General features: G+C 72.6%; 2 protein-coding genes. Both read left to right on the forward strand.

Going from position 1 to position 2,073, the window contains the following annotated elements; genetic code table 11:
- Positions 1-613, forward strand: a 613-nt coding sequence (locus B7767_RS16325; RefSeq protein WP_256923463.1) for a peptidoglycan bridge formation glycyltransferase FemA/FemB family protein, incomplete at its 5' end; no start/stop codon positions are given.
- A partial coding sequence (gene murJ, locus B7767_RS16330; RefSeq protein WP_085572831.1) for a murein biosynthesis integral membrane protein MurJ occupies positions 538-2,073 on the forward strand: 1,536 nt, incomplete at its 3' end. The genes B7767_RS16325 and murJ, both read left to right, overlap by 76 nt.

A 2,073-nucleotide genomic window follows, 5' to 3' on the forward strand; every position in this document is an offset into this window, starting at 1 on the left:
CGTCTTCCGGATACGGCTCGCCGGACGCACCACCGAGGACCTGTGGTCCGGGCTCAACCAGGAGTGGCGGCGCAACGTCCGGCGCGCCCGGAAGGAGGGCGTGGAGGTGGTCGTGGGCAGCGCCGCCGAACTCCCCGAGTTCTACCGGCTGCTGGGCATCACCGAGCAGCGCGACGGCTTCCGGCTCGGCCGCTCCCTCGCCTACTACGAGCGTCAGTACGCGGCGCTCAACGCCGAGGAACCGGGCCGGATGAAGCTGTATCTCGCCCGTCACCGCGGTGAGGTCCTCGCCGCCCACACCATGATCACGGTGGGCCGCCGGGTCTGGTACCAGACCGGGGCGTCGGCCGGCCACCGCCGCGAGGTACGGCCCTCCAACGCCCTGCAGTGGCGGATGCTGCAGGACGCCCACGCCCTCGGCGCTGACGTCTACGACATGCGCGGGGTACCCTCCACTCTCGACCCTGCCGAACGTGCGTACGGACTGCTGCGGTGGAAGCTCGGCACCGGCGGGCAGGTCGTCGAGACGTTGGGGGAATGGGAGAGACCGTTGGGCGGCACCGCCAACCAGACGCTGTACCGCGCCTTCCAGGCGTATCTGAACCGCCGGTGAGCGCCACGGCTCCGACCGGTACGGACGGTGCCGCCTCCCCGCCGGACGGCGGGCGGTGCGGCGACGGCGGTACCGGTGCGAAGGCGGCCTCCACGGCACGCAGCAGTGCCGTCATGGCCGCCGGGTCGATCGTCTCCCGGGGTACCGGTTTCGCCCGCTCCGCCGTGGTCGCGGCGGCGCTCGGCACCATCGGGCCGACCGCCGACGGCTACGCGGTCGGCAACTCCCTGCCCACCATCGTCTACATGCTCCTCCTCGGCGGCGCGCTCAACGCCGTCTTCGTCCCCGAGCTGGTCAAGGCGGCCAAGGAGCACGAGGACGGTGGCGTCGCGTACACCGACCGGCTCGTCACCGTCTGCGTGGCCGGCCTGCTGGCGATCACCGCGACCGCGGTGTGGGCGGCTCCCGCGATCGTCGACGCGTACACCGACTACAGCGGCCGGCAGGCCGCCATGACGACCGCGTTCGCCCGTTACTGCCTGCCGCAGATCCTCTTCCTCGGTCTGTTCACCCTGCTCGGACAGGTCCTCAACGCACGCGGCCGGTTCGGCGCGATGATGTGGGCGCCGGTTCTCAACAACCTCGTCGTCATGGCCGTGTTCGGCGTGTACCTGGTCTTCGCCACGCGCGGGGACACCCTCACCCCGGCCGAGATCTCCCTGCTCGGCTGGGGCACCACCGCCGGCATCGCCGTCCAGGCCCTCGCCCTCCTGCCCGCGCTGCGCGCGGCGGGGTTCCGCTGGCGGCCCCGTTTCGACTGGCGCGGCAGCGGGCTGACCCGCCCGTTGCGGTCGGCCTTCTGGCTGGTGCTGCTGGTGCTGGCCAACCAGGCCGCCTACTGGGTCACCACCCGGCTGGCCACGACCGCCGGCCTCGCCGGCGGCCCCGGGTACAGCGCGTACAACAGCGCCTACGTCCTGTGGGTCGTACCGCACGGCATCATCACCGTCTCCCTGGTCACCGCGCTGATGCCCCGGATGAGCGCGTCCGCCGCCGACGGGGACACCGCCGCCCTGCGGCGCGACGTCTCCCGGGCCCTGCGCACCTCCGCGTCCGCCGTCGTACCCGCCGCGTGCATGCTGTTCGCCCTCGCCCGGCCGGTGATGGATCTCGTCTTCGGACACGGCCGGACCAGTGCCGACGACACGGCGGCCATGGCCGCGATCCTGATGGCCTTCGCACCCGGGCTCGTCGCCATGTCGGGCCAGTACGTGCTCTCCCGCACCTTCTACTCGCTCTCCGACACCCGTACGCCGTTCCTGCTCAACCTGGTGATCGTGGTCCTCAACGCGGGTCTGTCCGTGGCGGCGGCCCAACTGCTGCCCGCCCGCTGGGCCGTGACCGGCATGGCGGCGGCGTACTCGGTGGCGCTGTGCGTGGGCTGGGCGGTGACCGCCCGGGTGCTGAGCCGCCGTATCGCCGTCGCCCGTCCGCTGCGCTCGACCGCCGCGGGAACGCAC

The sequence above is a fragment of the Streptomyces sp. 13-12-16 genome (genome assembly GCF_002114215.1).
Classification (GTDB): Bacteria; Actinomycetota; Actinomycetes; order Streptomycetales; family Streptomycetaceae; genus Streptomyces.